This is a genomic window from Clostridium thailandense (genome assembly GCF_019207025.1).
GTDB lineage: Bacteria > Bacillota > Clostridia > Clostridiales > Clostridiaceae > Clostridium_AM > Clostridium_AM thailandense.
On sequence record NZ_JAEEGC010000062.1, the window covers coordinates 19,901 to 35,656 of the forward strand.

The window sequence follows — 15,756 nt, forward strand, 5'->3', positions numbered from 1 at the left end:
AATCAAAGATTTTTTATGTCTGCTTAACCGATTCACACAAAATCATAGATTTTGGTTCTCTGCTTAGTGACGAATTACCTTTGCACATAAATCGTACTGTTTAATATATTCTTCTATTCTATTTAAATCTTCATTAGTTAAACTCGGATCATCTTTTATAGGATATTCCATTCCTAATTGCTTGTATTTATTTACACCCATTTTATGATATGGAAGTAAATCAATTCCTTTAAAGTTTCTATAATCTTTATAGGGCTTTAAAAGCTCCATTGTTTTTTCAATATCTTCTTTTTCATCATTTACGCCTTTAAGTAATGGCATACGAATTTTTACATTATATTTACGACGAAGTAATTCTTGAAGGTTTTCTAAAATCTGTTCGTTTCTGACTCCAGTCCACTTAAAGTGTTTATCAGAATCAATATGCTTAATGTCAAATAGGAATAAATCTGTGAACTCCGCTACTTTAAGTACTGATTCTAGTTTTGCGTAACCACAAGTTTCAATTGCAGTGTTTATACCTGCCTGCTTGCAGGCCATAAGTAAACTGCTTGCAGCTTCAGGCTGCATTAAAACTTCACCGCCACCTAATGTGACTCCGCCTCCAGAAACTTCATAAAAAGTTCTATCTTCTTCTACGATTTCTAATAGTTCAGAGATGGTTTTTACTTGTCCAACTATTGATATAGCGGATTTAAGGCAGGCATCTTTGCACTTACCGCATCCAATACAATCAACATCTCGGTTAACTTCATGTTTTAAAGTTTGGCTGTTTATAGAGTGTATCCCTACAGGGCATACAGAAACGCAAGCCCCGCAGTCAACACATAAATCACTTTTAAACATAACTTTATTTTTTTTAATTAATCCTTCAGGATTTGCACACCATTTACATCTAAGAGGACATCCTTGAAAGAATATTAAAGTTCTTACTCCATCTCCATCATACATGTTGTATTTTTGTATATTAAAAATCGTCGCTTTTCGTTCAATTATGCCTAAATTTCCATTACTCATATTTTCATTCTCCAATTATTCACATTGATTTTTAATATATTCGAGTTCGATGCTTAGAAATGTGTAAGTACAGTTCTGCTTATAATTTCATCTTGAACATCTTTACATAACTCAACAAAGAATGCACTGTATCCAGCAACACGAACTATTAAGTCACGATATTGTTCTGGGTGTTTTTGTGCGTCAAGTAAAGTTTTGTTATCTAAATAGTTAAATTGCATTTCTCCAAGTTGAAGAGCACATGCACTACGTAGTAGTGTAATGATTCCTTGCTCACCTTCTGGTGTATCAAGAAGACCAGCTATTAACTTAAAGTTATGAACCATACCTATATTCATGTCTTCACAGCTCATCTTAGAAACAGACTTAATTATAGAAGTTGGTCCTTTGTAATCTGCTCCTTGAGTTGGGCTTATACCATCTGATAATGGAGTCCATGCTTTACGTCCATTTGCTGTTGCTCCAGTAAGTTGTCCAAATGGAGTGTTGTTTGAAATTGATAAAGTACCATGGCTAAGCACTGAATATAATGTCTTATATTTACGATGCTCTTGCTCAGTAAAGTTGATTAAATCAGCAGCAATTAAATCAGCATAATCATCATCATTACCATACTTAGGTGCTTCTAAACAATATTTTCTTAATTGATCATATCCAGCGAAATCAGCTTTTAAAGCTTCGTTCATTTCTTGTAATGTGTATTTTTTCTCATCAAATACTAATTTCTTTATAGCTGCCATAGAATCTGTATAAGTAGCAAGACCACTCCATACAACTCCAGGTCCGAAGTTATACATAGCTCCGCCTGCTTCTACTCCTCTACCATTTTCCATACAACCTTCATACATCATAGACATAAGTGGCTTTGGTGCAAGGTCTTTATGAACACGTTGAGAAATTACTGTAGCAACACTTGACCATTTAGTAATGTATTTAATTTGCTCTTTAACAGCTGCTTCGAACTGTTCATAAGTTTTAAAGTTGCTTAAGTCTCCCATATTTGGGCATACTTGCTTACCATACCATAGTGGTACACCTTGGTTAAGAACAAGTTCTATACATATTGGCCATTGAGTATATGCTGTAGAAGTCCATTGATATAATCTTCCTGACTTCTGTGGCTCAACGCAGCCCATTAAGCAGTAATCTCTTGCGTCTTCTATAGAAACACCTTTAGCTAGCATCATTTTTATATGAACATCATCAAAATGACATGCTGGGAATCCCATACCTGCACGGATAACTTCAACTATCTTCTTAAGATATTGCTGTGGCGATCCTTTGTGTATACGGCAAGCTAAAGATGGTTGATATATTTTAACATGACGAACTGCATCCATTAAAAGATAAGTTAATTCGTTTGTAGCATCACGGCCTTCTCTAGTTACACCACCTAAACACATGTTAACGAATGGTTGGTAGCCTGCGAAGAACTTAGACGCACCTTCACTTGTTAACCACATCATTTCAGACATCTTTATAAGCATACAACCTGCTAATTCAAAAGCTTCAAAATCAGTCATACGTCCAGCTTCAATATCAGCTTTGTAGAATGGGTACATATATTGGTCAACACGTCCTATAGACATACCTGTTTGATTTTCTTCAACTACAAGTAGTGATTCTATAGTCCAAACTGCTTGAATTGCTTCCCAGAAAGTAGTTGGTTTATGTGCTGGAACTTTAGCATTTACTTCAGAAATCTTTAATAGTTCTGCTTTACGCTTAGGATTAGTTTCTTTTGCAGCAAGTTCTGCAGCATAGTCTGACATACGTTTAGCATATATCATAACGCCTTCAGCAGTATCAATTAATGATTTATAGAAATATATTTTTTCAATATCTTCTGGTCTTTCATAGTCAAGGTTAGCTAATTTTTCTTTTGATTCTTTAACTATGTCAAGCATTCCTTTTTTCATTAGGATAACATCATATCCAGGGTTAGAGTCTCCTCCACCATTTGTTGCGTGGTATGAACAGTCTGAAACGAAAGACTCTCCTGAAAGTTCCCATACTCCAGCTTCACGATACTGACTTTCGCAGTATTCATCAACGGATTGTCCTTTCCAATATGGAAATAACTCTTCACGCATTATTTTTTTATCTTCTTCTGATATATGGAATGGATCTTGTGGACGAGTTGATATTGTATCTAATTCAGTTTCCATCCATCTCCAAGCTATATCAGGAGAAAATGCTCCTGCACGAGGTTGTCCATTTGGTGCTCCAACAATAAGCTCATTATCTTGTATTACAAGTGGTGCTGTTTCACAACAATACTTGAAACACTTACCACGTAAAACTGATTTAGGCATACCTGGGTTTTCCTTAGCTATTTTAGTAATAGCTCTTGCACGGTGAGTTGTTATTGTTGGAACGTGTTTTAAGTAAGTTTCCTTTAACTTAACTAAACGCTCTGTTATTCCATCTGGAATTTGACCATTATTATTACCAGTAACACATACGTGAGCTGGTTCTTCTTTTGTTATTTCTTTAGAAACACTTGAAAACATCTTCATTAAACTTGCACGTTCTTCTTCAGTCATGTTTTTAGTAGCTTCCATAAACTTGTTTGAAAATTCATGAATATCCAAATTTATTACCTCACATTCTTTACGATATTTTTAAATGAAACTCCTTCTCCTTTTGTCGAATGAGTACACTCTGTGTAAGCGATTCACTTCAAATCAGAGATTTGAGTTCTCTGCTTAAGCGACTATCACAAAATCAGAGATTTTGGATATCTGCTTATATGATTTTTATTTTAAGTCCTTTATAACCTTCTTCAAAATACTCTCCAATAACTTAATGTTATCTATTTCTTTTGAATCTACTTTTTCTTCTTCACTGTGAACTTCATTAATAATTTCATCTACTCTGCGAACTCCATATCCAACTTTACGTATATATATCAAGTTCATAGGTGAAACATTGTCCGAAGTCATTCCATCCCCTGCAGAACCACTACCTAAAGTCATTGATGGAAATAGATTTGTAGTTGCTCCCATGCTTCCAAAAGTACCTGGAGTATTGACAAGCACTCTGCCAACAGGCTTCTTTAGTGCAAATTGTCTAATAACTTCTTCATCCTTGGAATGTATAACAAGGGTATGTCCTTGCCTTTCACTAAGTAATAGCTCTATACATTTTTCACAAGCATGAATCCAATCGTCTTCTATATAAAAAGCAAGCACAGGGCAAAGTTTTTGCCTTGAATAAGGGTTTTTTGGTGAAACAAATTTTTGCTTAGAGATAAGCAGCTTTGTATCCTCTGGAACAGTAAACCCAGCATTTTTCGCAAGATATTGTGGTGATTTACCTATTATATCTACATTTATGCTTCCATCCTTCTCTAAGAAGGTGTCTGCCAATTTTAGAGCTTCCTCTTCACTCATAAAGTATGCACCATTTATCTGAAGTTTTTCTTTTACTTCTGCTGCAACACAACTATCAACTACAATTGACTGCTCTGCACTGGCTACAACTCCATAATCAAAATTCTTGCTGTCAATAATATCTTTAACGGCTCTCTCTATATCTGCTGTACGCTCTATAAAGGCCGGTCCATTTCCATTACCACCATAAATTACCGGTTTGCCAGATTTATAAGCACCGTCAAGCATTTCATGAACTCCTGTGTTCATTATAAGAGACGTATCTTTATGATTCATAAGTTCTAAAGAGCCATTTTTAGACAGTGTATGTAAATATGCAAGAACACCTTCTGGAAGTCCAACTCCCTCTGCAGCTCTTATTAAAATATCTAAAGTTTTACCAATTGTATTCTTAGCTCTAGGATGTGGTGAAAATATAATTGCGTTTCCTGACTTGATTGCAATTAACGCCTTATATATAGTTGTAGAAACTGGACTTGTAGATGGACAAAAGGCTATAATAACACCCATTGGCACTCCAACATCCGTTGTCTTTTTCACCTTATCTTCAGCTATTACACCTACACACTTCATGTCTTTAAGTCTGCTTCTTAGAAACTTACATACAAAGCGGTTTTTAATATATTTATCTTCCCACTTTCCATATTCAGTTTCTTCATTAGATACCTTAGCAAGTTCCTTTAAATGCTTTTCAATCTCTTCAGCCATACGTTCAACTATCTCATCAAGCTTCTCCTGTGAGAAGGTTGCTAATTTCTTTTGTGCTTCGCGAGCATTTTCAACAAGAATTCTCGCTTCTTGCATGGAGAGTAAATCATTATCTATAATTCTCATTTTTCTCTCTCCCTTTTCGCTTTTATATTAAGGATTTAAAGTTTCAAGTGAATATTTTCTTATTATTTTATCAAGATCTTCATGAGGACTTGCAATAACAACGGAACTGTAAACTTCAGAACCCATATCTTCAACTGCTTTTACACCAGTCTCTACAGCTGCTTTACATGCACCTACATCTCCACGAACTAACACTGAAATATAGCCAGATGCTACATTTTCAAAACCAATTAATTCAACATCTGCAGCTTTGCACATTGCATCTGCTGCCTCCAAAACATAAACTATACCAAATGTTTCTATTAAACCTAAAGCTTTGTATCTGCTCATATATAGTTCCTCTCTCCCAATTTATTTTTATAGATCAACATCATAGATTGAAACAATGTCTCCAATATCCTTAATTGGTCTTGGCATAACATTTTGTGCTGTGAGTTTTCCTATTGCTGAAGCCGCAGCAGCTCCTGCTTCTACAGCAGCTTTAACCGCAGCTACATCACCCTTTACCATAATTGTAACAAGCGTGGAACCAACGTTTTCATATGATATTAATTCAACATTGGCTGCCTTTAGCATTTTATCTGCAGCCTCAATTGCAGGCACCATTCCTAATGTTTCAATAAGACCTAATGCTTCTTCTCCGTAATATCTCATTACATTTTCTCCTTCCTATTTTTCCATATATGTGTTTTAAATTATTTAATATATTTATTTATTGTTGCAGCTCCATCTTCATGTGCATGATAGTAAACAACTAATTCTCCAGCTGCATCTAATTCAAATCTTGTTTCTTCAATAAGACCATTTGCTTCAGCTGTCATTAATGCATTTATTACAGCATTCTTTTTCAAAGCTTTAAAGCTTCCATATTGTCCTTTTAATGCTTCTATAACATCATTTGCAGAAGCTTCTTCAACTTTAGTAAAATGTTTTAAGATAGCATAATTAAGCGGCTTCATTCATTGAACCTCCCATATCATCATTTTTTCTTCTAAATAAATCTAGTGGATTCATAGATATTGTAAGGATACCAAACATCATTATTACAGCTCCAATCCAAGCAACTGAAGGTAATGACCATCCATCCATGCCTCCATAAACTCCTAAAAGTAATAAACAGAATAATGGTCCAAAGAAAGAATATGTACCATTACATGCTGTACCAAGTCCTGCTCCACACATACTGTTTCCAGCATACCATGTCATAAAAGTAATAACTGATAAAAGACCACTTAGAATAAACCATTTCATTGCTGGACCACTTGTAAAGGCTTGTGCTGCAAGGCTAAAGGAAATACCAGCTTTACCAGACATTATTCCTAAAACTGGAACTACAACAAATAAATTTGCTATACCTGATGTTACTTGACGAATAGCAATACCAATTTCATAATCTATCATTGCTGTACCATACCCAGCTACACAGCCTTCAAAGCCCCATGCAAGTGCTGCAATAATCGCTATACCAAATCCAACAAAAGTTTTTGTTGAAGCAGCACCATTACTAAAGCTTGTACTACCAATTAAGAAACTAGCAAATACACATACTAAGATACCAAAAGCCATACGTTTATCTAATTTCTGTTTAAATAATATTTTTCCAAGTATTGCTGCAATTGCAGGACACAAGGCTGATATTGGAACAACTATTGAACCAGCCATTTGAAGCGCTATAACATAAGCAGTACCTGCTACTGGTCCTCCAATAAGAGCTGCTAATATCATTACACGTCCTGGTTTTGTATTAATACATCTTAAGAAATCTCCAAATTTACCTTTAATTACTGAATATAAAATTGCCCATACAGCACTAACTGAATCATTTATTGCATTACCAAGTGCTGCAACTAAGTATGCTAATACAAATGCTGATAATCCTGCTGTATTAGCTCCATACCAGTCACCCCATACTCCTTTTGTCATTCCCATGGTTAAAAATGCTGTATACATTCCATAGGTAAGTCCCGAAAATAAAGCTAGTGATATACCTTTTTTAAAGAAATTACTTGTTAATTTCTTCTTTGCTGCTATTGCTGCTTTTGAAACTTCCTTCATAAAAATTAAAACTCCTTTCAATAAATCTCTTTATATAATTAATTATTTTTATATACTAAATCTGAATTCTCTGCTTCATTTGCACAATAATAAACTTCTATTTTTCCATTTTCATTAAATTGAAATCTTGTTCTTTTAACTGCACCAAATGCCTCTGCTGTCATTAAAGTCATTATTACAGATCTTTTTTTTAAATCTTTAAAACTTTCATATTCCTGTTTTAAAGCATTTGTTATATCTTGAGCGCAAGCTTCTTCAACTTCTGTAAAATATTTTAATATAGCAAAATCAAGAGATATCATTTTAAGCTGCCTCCTTTTTACGGAACAACTCCATTGGATTCATAGCTATTACAAGAATACCAAACATCATTATGACAGCTCCAACCCAAACTATAATTGGTAAATTCCATCCTTGCATACCACCCATTACTCCAAGAACTAACCAGCAGCAAAATGGTCCCCAGAAAGAATATGTACCATTACATGCCATTCCAAGAGCAGCGCCACACATACTGTTTCCGTTGTACCAGCTCATGTAAGAAACAAAAGCACAAAGACCACTTAATGCAAACCATATCATTGCTGGTCCACTTGTAAAGGCCTCAACAGTTAAGCCAGTTGAAAATTTAACTCCACCACCAAATAATAAACCAAATAAAGGAACTAATATTAATAGATTTGAAAGTCCAGATGTTGCCTGACGAATTGTAATACCAATTTCTGAATCAATCATTGATGTACCATATCCAGCTACACAACCTTCAAATCCCCATCCAAGAGCTGCTATGAAAGCAATACAAAGTCCAAGAAACATTCCTTTTGGAGCATCGCTGCCAATACTAGTACTACCGATCATAAAGCTAGATAAAACACAAATACCAATACCAGCTATCATACGTTTGTTTAACTTCTGCTTGAATAATATTCTTCCCAAAATAGCACCAATAGCTGGACAAAGTGCTGTTATCGGAATAACAATCGAACCTGCCATTTGAAGCGCTACTACATACGCTGTACTTGAGATCGGTCCTCCTATAAGTGCCGCTAATATCATTACAGCACCTGGCTTAGTCTTAAGACATCTAAAGAAATCTCCTAGCTTACCTTTGAAAGTTGCATATCCCATTGCCCAAATAGAGCTACAGGTATCGTTTACCGCACTACCAAGAGCAGCTAGTACATATGTAATAACAATAGCCGACAAACCTGCTGTGTTATCACCATACCAGTCGGCCCATACTCCTTTCTTCATTCCCATAGTTAAAAATGCCGAATAAAATCCATACATAAGACCTGAAAAAAGAGCTATTGAAATACCTTTCTTAAGAAAATTAGCTTTTAATTTATCCTTTGCAAAAATCGTTTCTGAGGTTATAGCCTTTGAAACTTTCTCCATAAAATGAACCCCTTTCACCTATACAATTAATGACTTTTTTTACACTATGTTCTTAAATAAAACTTCGTAATGGGAATATTTTAGATTGTTTCAAGATTATTATGATTTGGGATATCTTACTGTTAAATTATCAAACAACTTTTCATTTATATCTCTTAGTTGTTTTACTTTCAACTAGATTATATCCCTTTCCCTATAGGGTAAAGTCAATACATATTTCACAATAATATTTTAATAAAAACTAAAATTCTACATTTACCGCTATATTTAGCGTTGTATTTCAACTTTTTTAATCGGTTTCAATTCCTTTATTAGGTATTTATGTGAACATTTTAGGTAATAATATTGGTATACTTTTCACAATGCTATTTATATTTCATAAATATACTTTCCCCTACGGTTAATGTTTTAAGTACTAATGACGCTATCTAATATTCGAACCTTATTAATAAATACATATCGGAGCATAAATTAAGTTTCGGACATGTTTATTTGTAGCTTCTGGTGTATGCTCCGCAAAAAAACATAAGCGGTAAGCAATCATCTTTCAAGGTGATTGCTTACCGCTTATGTTTTTTATCTCTTAATTTTTATCATAACCTCTGTTACAAACCTATCCGTATTTTTAGTAGTCCAATAGTCTGTTACATATCTTTCATAGCATTCTTCGGAGCATATATAACCGTGTTCTCTAGTCCAAGCTTCTATCTTTTTGTATGTTTCATCAATATTCTCATGAGCTCCTATATGGTAGCAAGAAGCTGCCATCCAACCACCATATTCAATGCATTCTTCCTCTTTGCACTTTAAGATAGTCTGCTGCATTATTTTCATCCTATTGCATTTTCCATCCATCTTATCCCTATAAGATGGAAAATTTATAATTACAGGACCTGTTATTGCATTATTTATACTGTCAATATAATTATTAAACTCTATATTGATTATAGAATCCATATAATCATATTGAAAATCTTGATTTAAAAATACTAATTTCTTGTTATCTATATATTTTATAGCTACATCACTAACATTATTTTCAAGTACCATCTGTGCCTCAACTATAAGATCACGCCAATCTTTGACCGATCTTATCTTCAAATTTATTTCTCTATCAAGTTCTTCTAATTCATCAATTTTGTTTCTAAAGCTTTTATCAACAAAATCATATGTTGTTCCTTCTAAAAAAGCTTTCATTTCTTCCAGTTTAAACCCGCTCTGTTTATAATATCTTATAACGGGTACAGTCAATAAATTTTCCTTGCTGTAATATCTATATCCATTTTCATTACTTACTTTATCCGGTGATAATATATTCATTCTGTCATAATATCTTAGCGCTTTTTTTGTTATTTTACATATTTCCTCAACTTTCCCTATTGAATATAGCTCGCCAGCCATAGTTACAACTCCTTTTTTTAATTTTTTTGATTATATTTCAAATTATATTCTATTTCAAACGTTTTCTCAAGTTTTTTTGTATCACAAAAAACCACTCACCAATGAGTGGTTTAAAATAAAATATTTTACCCCAAAACCTTATATAAAATATTTAATAAATCTTCACTTGTTGCTTCTCTAGGGTTTGCAGTTGTACATATATCCTTACAAGCTGCACTAACAATTTCTTCTCTGTATCCTTTAGCTAACTCCATATCAGCGCCTTGTTCCTTTAGTGTTGCTGGAATCATCAAGATTTTTTGAAGCTCTATAACGCTTCTAATTAAATTATTAACTCCAATGCTCACATTTGGCGCATGTAGCTTTAATAATTTAGCAAGTCTTTGATATTTTTTCGCTGCTACTCCATATTCAACATTAAAAGTACTTTTATTTAAATTAGCGTTATATTCAATAACATAAGGAAGTATAATGGCATTGCTTCTGCCATGAGATATGTGTAATTTGCCACCTACAGCATGAGCTAAACTATGAGTAATTCCAAGTCCAGCCGCGTTAAAGGCCATACCGGCAAGACATGATGCATTGTGAAGTTTTTCTCTTGCTACTAAATCATTCCCATCAGCATAAGCTTTTGGTAAAAATCTAAAAGCTAAAGTAAAAGCTTTTTCTGCAAGAGCATCTGAAAAATCTGTAGCATTTTTTGAAACGTAAGCCTCCATGGCATGTGTTATTACATCCATCCCCGTATCTGCAGTTATAGTCTTCGGAACGGACTTCACCAATTCTGGGTCAAGAATTGCAACTGGTGGAAGAAGAGATTTGTCTGCAAGAGCATATTTTAATGCTTCCTCTTTGTTTGTAATTACCGCATATTCTGTTACTTCAGAACCTGTACCACTTGTAGTAGGTATAGCATAACACTCTTTTACAAAAAGAGCGTCTCCAGTAACTTTTTTCGCATATTCTCTTATAGCTTTAGCACCATCGATGGCTGAGCCTCCACCAAGAGCTATCATAACTTCGGCATTACATTCTTGTAGTTTTTGAATACCAACTGCAACAACTTCTACGGATGGATCAGGTACGATATCGCTATATACAGATACCTTACAATCACAAAGTTTTTCTTTCACCTTTGTAACCATACCTGAAGTTTCCATAAACTTATCACATACAATCAGTACCCTTTTATTCTTAACTTCTTTTAGTTTGTCTAAAGCGCCTTCACCAAAACAAATTTTTGTGTTAATACTAAATTCTTTCATACTACTTAATCTCCTATTTTACAAAGATATTTAAGATATGAATGAATTAGTTGTTTTCTAATTTAAAAATAAAATTTTCCCATAATCATAACAATCAAAACAAATTTATAAAAAAGTTTACTTAATGTATTATATCAACATTGTATTAATAATACAATGTTTTTTAACTGGATGAACAGTTAAATAAATAACAAGTTAAATAAATAACAAGTTAAATAAAAAATAAATTGATTTTCATATATGTTATTGTTTCCATTAATGAATATAAATATAAAAAAATAATACATATATAAATTATATATGTATACAACTAAACAATTTCTTATTTTCTATTGTTCTCCTACCAATTTCATCTATTTTCTTAGATTAGTTAACTGCGTAAATTAGATATAAAATATGAATATAGAGTTTAAAAACAGAAAATTAACTTATACGTAGGGATGTGTTTCCAAAGCTTAAGGCACATATAAAAACTTTTTTATCAGTCTTAGCTCAACATTTTAGGAAATCTTAGGATCTTTAATATGTTTGAGGCACGAGTTTATTAAAGGTCCTTAGATTTTCAAAATGTCGAGCTTTAGACTGATTAAAAGTTTTTATCGTGCTGAAGCTTGGAAACACATCTCGGAGTGTAAGTTAATTTTCGGCCGTACACCTCTATATTTATGTTATTAATTTTTACTTTTTTGAACTTCATCTATAGCATCAATAATTGAACTACGTAATCCCTTTCTTTCCAATGCTGCTACCCCAACTATAGTAGTTCCTCCTGGAGAACATACTGCATCCTTCATCATTCCTGGATGTGTATTTGTGAGCAACTGTAGCTTACCTGTACCAACTACCATTTGACTTGCTAACTTATAGGATATATCTCTAGGTAATCCATGCATTACTGCAGCATCCGATAAGGCTTCTATAAACATACTTGTAAAAGCTGGACCACAGCCACTTACTGTACCTGCAATACCTAAATTTTTTGTTTCTGCATTTTCAATAAGTGCAATCTGCGAAAATAGGTTCACAAATGACTCATGCTCTTCAAGAGTTAACGAACTTTTGTTTTCACAAACAATAATCCCTTCTCCAACTGATACTGGAGTATTTGGTAATGTACTTAAATGATGAGTATTGGGTGATAATATCTTTTCATATCGATCAAAGGTATAATTTACTACGACCGAAATAACAATTTTACCAACTAGTTTTTCTTTAATAGGTGTAATTACCTCTTCAACAAGATTCGGTTTTACCGAAATTACAACCATATCTACATTTTCTACCAATTCCTTTGAATCTTTGCAAGGAATAAATCCTTTAGATTTAGTATTTTTGCATAATTTATCCCAGTTTTTTGCACAAGCATATATCTGTTCAGCTTTAATTGAATTTTTATAAACTAGTCCATTTGCAAGTGCTTGTGCCATATTCCCAAATCCTATAAATCCTAATTTCATTTGTATCCTCCTATTGCGTTAAACTCTACCATCACTGTATAAATAATTCTTACATCTCAATTATATACTATTATGAATAAGTTATAAATCTTTTAGATATACCCAAAAATTTAATACTCTTTTTTCTCGAAAGTCCACGAGCTTACTGCAAATAGAATCAATGTATATGCTACTAACAAGGTGAAAACATTCAAGATCTTATTTATAGGTGCAATTGCTCCTATAAATAATTTGTACCAGCCTGTGTAAGACGTGAATATCATTGCATTAATACTTGGAAAAATTATGCTGACTGCAACAATAATAGCGTATCCAAACACAGATAACATCACTGTACTGGAGCTATTCTTGCAAACTTGAGAAACTGTAATAGCAAAAAGAGTTATAGGAAGCATTGGAACAATTGATATCGCATATGATAAAAAAGTTTCTAGGATGTTTAATGCTCCTATGCCGTTAAAAATTATATTAGAAATAGTACTTGTCATTAAGCAAACCAGCAAAGCTAAAATAACATATATAATAATTGCCAATAACTTTGTAATAAAAATGCTGGTCCTACTTATGGGTCTTGTAATGATTGCCTTAATAGTCCCGCTTTCCTGTTCTGCAGTAAACAAATCTGCTGCTGCCATAGCAATCATAAGCGGAAGTATAAATCCAGTTGAAATAGATAGAACTGTGTTTGGCATATTGTTAGATAAAAGCCCAATTAGTCCTTTTGATACTTTTCCCAAAAAAGATGCTAAAATGCCAATAAGACCTATTAATATAAGTAAATATCTATATTTTTTTAAACTTAATAATTTAAGTATTTCGTTTCGAACACCTGCTTTGATTATTTCCATAGAGACTCCTCCTCTCTACTTTCAACCGCTTCAAGAAAATACTTCTCAAGGCTTCCGCTTTTCTCTAATACTTCCTTCATTGTAGCTGTCTTTAATAGTCTTCCTTCCTTCATAATAGCAATTTTATTACACATAACTTCTAATTCATGAGCAAGATGGCTAGAAATTAAGAAAGTAGTTCCTTTTGATTTAGCCTGCTTCATAATAATCTCTCGAATAGCTACCATTCCTTCGATATCTAATCCATTGGCAGGCTCATCTAAAATAACAAGCTTGGGTTCTGATAACAATGCCAAAGCCAAACCAAGTCTCTGTTTCATTCCTAAAGAAAACTCTTTAACTTTATCATTTTGATATTGCAATAAACCTGTTTGTCTTAATATATCTTCAATTCTTGCTGCTTTAACATTCTTATAGTAGGCTGCCGCATTCTCGAGATTTTTTTTCGCACTCATATATTCATAAACCGCAGGAGCCTCAATTAAGCATCCGACATGCTCAAGGGATTTTTCACCATCATTTTCAACACTTCTCCCAAATATCTGAACATCACCCTCATCAGCTCTTGATAACCCTGTGATAATTTTCATAGTAGTTGTTTTCCCTGAACCGTTTGGTCCTAGTAACCCGTAAATATCTCCTACGTTAACTTGAAAAGAAACTTCTTTAATACCTCTTCCGTTTTTATATATCTTAGTAAGATTATCTATTATTAGTGCCACTTCTCTTCCCTCCCTTGTAGAAGAGGTTGTCAAACTATAAAATATTGTGAAGCAATATTTTTATGAGAGGACAATTGACAGAGGACAGAGGACAGTGAAGGTGAGTTTTCTTCCTTACGTCTGAAAACTAATTTATTTCTTCTGAATTCGTTTCGCTAAAGCGAAACATCATCGGTTTAATTAAGCATACCTTAATTAAACCTTATTATCCAATGTAAAACTAAATTAAAGATTTTTCGTAGTGTAACGGAGAAAAATCCTCCTTCACTGTCCTCTGTCCATTGTCCTCCGTCCTCTAAAAAATAATACGTCATATTATTTTTATTGTTCGGCAGCCCTTTTAATTTTTCTTATGACTACTCTCCACGGTGATTTTTTGTCCAATCAATAGTAGTTACTTCTTTACCAGTTGTATCAATTGTATCAACTTTAGTGTTTCCTAAATCAGTTATTTTTGCAGTTAATGCTACTGATACCTCATGGGATGCACCACTTGCGTCTTTTCCTGTTATAGTCACTGTAATCTTGTTATCCTTTAGTGTACTACCATCTACAGTAGCAGTCATTGAAATAGCTTTAACATCTATATCGCTTAGCTTTGGTATTTTATCAAATGCAGCTTTCATTTCATCAGAACCTATCTTATCACCATTTTTATGTTTCTCTATAGAATTGCTATTTTCTGCAGCTGTTGAAATTGCTAGTTTTGCAAGTTCTGGTATTTGCGCTCCTTCAAGATTTACACTGATAGTCTGTCCATCCTTAACAAACTGATTCTTAACATCACCAACTAATGTGTCAGTAATCATTTCAGCTAATTTTACTGTACTGCTGGATTCTGATAACTTTTCCTTTTTATCACTATCACTCTTTTTGTCGCCTCTATTTACGCTGTAGTACTTTCCATCTGCATTTATGACGTAGGTTCCATTATTTTCACTGGTCTCATACGTTTTCTTCACACCGTCAACAGTGATATTACTTTGAGAAGATTTATTCTCCTGACTAAGTTTTTCTACAGTATCACCTGAGAGAATAACAGATCCATTGTCCTTCACCTCAAACTGTGCACTAACGGTTTCATTTTCAGCAAGCACTATAGATTTTACTGCATCCCTGTAGTTCTCATATCCAGAACCGGTTGCCGCAAATGCGGTTGCGCTTAAGGATAAAAGAAAACATCCCGCTGCTGCTGAAACTGCCACTGTCTTTAATCTCTTTTTTTTCATAACCACTACCTCCAATAAATTTTATAGCCCTTTCTTTTGGGCTGTATATATCATATCAAGCAATGTTAAACTCATAATCCTAAAAAGGTAAACAGAAGTTAAACTGCATATTAAATAATATAACTTTATGCA

At 33.6% G+C, this 15,756-nt stretch carries 15 protein-coding genes; all 15 read right to left on the bottom strand.

Going from position 1 to position 15,756, the window contains the following annotated elements; translation table 11 throughout:
- Window positions 1–63: 63 nt before the first annotated feature.
- Entirely contained in the window at window positions 64–1,017 is a 954-nt protein-coding gene (cutD, locus tag I6U48_RS13920; RefSeq protein WP_218321071.1) for a choline TMA-lyase-activating enzyme, read from the bottom strand.
- A gap of 53 nt (window positions 1,018–1,070) precedes the next feature.
- Window positions 1,071–3,611, bottom strand: coding sequence for a choline trimethylamine-lyase (gene cutC / locus I6U48_RS13925; protein ID WP_218321072.1), 2,541 nt, complete (start codon window positions 3,609–3,611; stop codon window positions 1,071–1,073).
- Window positions 3,612–3,776: 165 nt separating this feature from the next.
- The gene (locus I6U48_RS13930; RefSeq protein WP_218321073.1) at window positions 3,777–5,246 is read right to left on the bottom strand and encodes an aldehyde dehydrogenase family protein; all 1,470 of its coding nucleotides are present in this window, start codon (window positions 5,244–5,246) and stop codon (window positions 3,777–3,779) included.
- Between the two features lie 27 nt (window positions 5,247–5,273).
- The gene (locus I6U48_RS13935; protein WP_218321074.1) at window positions 5,274–5,576 is read right to left on the bottom strand and encodes a BMC domain-containing protein; all 303 of its coding nucleotides are present in this window, start codon (window positions 5,574–5,576) and stop codon (window positions 5,274–5,276) included.
- Window positions 5,577–5,603: 27 nt separating this feature from the next.
- Window positions 5,604–5,900 (bottom strand): BMC domain-containing protein, encoded by a 297-nt coding sequence (locus I6U48_RS13940; RefSeq protein WP_218321075.1) that lies wholly within the window; start codon window positions 5,898–5,900, stop codon window positions 5,604–5,606.
- A 41-nt stretch (window positions 5,901–5,941) separates the two neighbouring features.
- Window positions 5,942–6,205 carry a hypothetical protein gene (locus tag I6U48_RS13945; RefSeq protein ID WP_218321076.1) on the bottom strand — a complete coding sequence of 88 codons (264 nt, stop codon included), beginning with the start codon at window positions 6,203–6,205 and terminating at the stop codon, window positions 5,942–5,944.
- Window positions 6,192–7,301: a DMT family transporter gene (locus I6U48_RS13950; RefSeq protein ID WP_218321077.1), complete on the bottom strand. Its 1,110-nt coding sequence runs from the start codon at window positions 7,299–7,301 to the stop codon at window positions 6,192–6,194. The genes I6U48_RS13945 and I6U48_RS13950 overlap by 14 nt, the downstream gene beginning before the upstream one ends.
- Before the next feature lie 38 nt (window positions 7,302–7,339).
- On the bottom strand, window positions 7,340–7,603 hold the full coding sequence (locus I6U48_RS13955) for a hypothetical protein (RefSeq protein ID WP_218321078.1): 264 nt from the start codon (window positions 7,601–7,603) through the stop codon (window positions 7,340–7,342).
- 1 nt (window position 7,604) lies between these two features.
- Entirely contained in the window at window positions 7,605–8,699 is a 1,095-nt protein-coding gene (locus I6U48_RS13960; protein WP_218321079.1) for a DMT family transporter, read from the bottom strand.
- 576 nt (window positions 8,700–9,275) lie between these two features.
- A complete protein-coding gene (locus I6U48_RS13965; protein ID WP_218321080.1) occupies window positions 9,276–10,100 on the bottom strand; it encodes a MerR family transcriptional regulator in 825 nt (274 codons plus the stop codon).
- 125 nt (window positions 10,101–10,225) lie between these two features.
- Window positions 10,226–11,368 (bottom strand): 1-propanol dehydrogenase PduQ, encoded by a 1,143-nt coding sequence (locus tag I6U48_RS13970; RefSeq protein WP_218321081.1) that lies wholly within the window; start codon window positions 11,366–11,368, stop codon window positions 10,226–10,228.
- A 671-nt stretch (window positions 11,369–12,039) separates the two neighbouring features.
- Entirely contained in the window at window positions 12,040–12,825 is a 786-nt protein-coding gene (gene proC / locus I6U48_RS13975) for a pyrroline-5-carboxylate reductase (protein ID WP_218321082.1), read from the bottom strand.
- A 110-nt stretch (window positions 12,826–12,935) separates the two neighbouring features.
- Complete coding sequence (locus tag I6U48_RS13980) at window positions 12,936–13,673, bottom strand: ABC transporter permease (RefSeq protein WP_218321083.1); 738 nt, start codon at window positions 13,671–13,673, stop codon at window positions 12,936–12,938.
- On the bottom strand, window positions 13,664–14,395 hold the full coding sequence (locus tag I6U48_RS13985; RefSeq protein ID WP_218321084.1) for an ABC transporter ATP-binding protein: 732 nt from the start codon (window positions 14,393–14,395) through the stop codon (window positions 13,664–13,666). Before I6U48_RS13985 ends, I6U48_RS13980 begins: the two co-directional genes overlap by 10 nt.
- A 356-nt stretch (window positions 14,396–14,751) precedes the next feature.
- The gene (locus I6U48_RS13990) at window positions 14,752–15,624 is read right to left on the bottom strand and encodes a hypothetical protein (RefSeq protein ID WP_218321085.1); all 873 of its coding nucleotides are present in this window, start codon (window positions 15,622–15,624) and stop codon (window positions 14,752–14,754) included.
- Window positions 15,625–15,756: the final 132 nt, after the last annotated feature.